The 707-nt window shown below is 36.5% G+C and carries 1 pseudogene; it reads right to left on the bottom strand.

Annotated elements, in window-relative coordinates:
• Positions 1-707 (bottom strand): annotated as a pseudogene (locus tag AAIB49_RS19925) (hypothetical protein); the annotation flags it as partial.

Here is a 707-nt window from a genome sequence, read left to right as displayed (position 1 = left end):
TTGAAGGTTGTGTCGATTGGGTAAATACGCTGTTCTTCCCATCTGCGGTTGTTTTCGCTTGTTGGGCTTCTTGTTTTGCTCGTTCGGCTTCTTGTTTCGCTTCGTCGATTTCGGCTTGTACATCTTCAGGTGCTGGTGTCCAGTCTGTTGCTTTGTTGCCTTTTTCTATTTTTATATTTTTTATATCTAAAGGAATATCAATACTTGGAATCCTCACAAGTAACAAAATATCATCAAAATCCCTAGTAAATTTAAAAACTGTTTGAACCCTTGTCCATTCATCTTCATCGATATTCGAATGAGATTTGTAGAAGGTTTCATTCCCACCACTTGTCGCATTACTTCTCAAACCAAACTGAGCACCAGACTCCCCTCTAATATCGGCACTAACTACATATTCTTTGTTTAATTGAATATCTTCTAAATCAATATAATCGTTTTGAACTAACCATATATAAGCATTTGCATTAGATTCAATAGATTCAAACCTTCTAAAACCACCTTCTGAATCTAAAAAACTATTTTGGGTACCATGATCTGAACCCCATGATGTAGTTAAAATAGATGGGGAATCTAACAATAAATTCCTTCCACCAATCTCAATATTTTGCGGCATTTCACTCCATGTATAATCTGCGGGATTATTGCTTTCTTCCGGTGTCGTCTTATTAAACGCTAACCCGATATAAAGCTTACCTTCTGGACTA

This window comes from Ornithinibacillus proteolyticus (assembly GCF_039581225.1).
Taxonomy (GTDB): Bacteria; Bacillota; Bacilli; order Bacillales; family Amphibacillaceae; genus Ornithinibacillus; species Ornithinibacillus massiliensis.
Note: the sequence above shows the minus strand (reverse complement) of the source record. Positions and strands in the feature narration are given on the sequence as shown.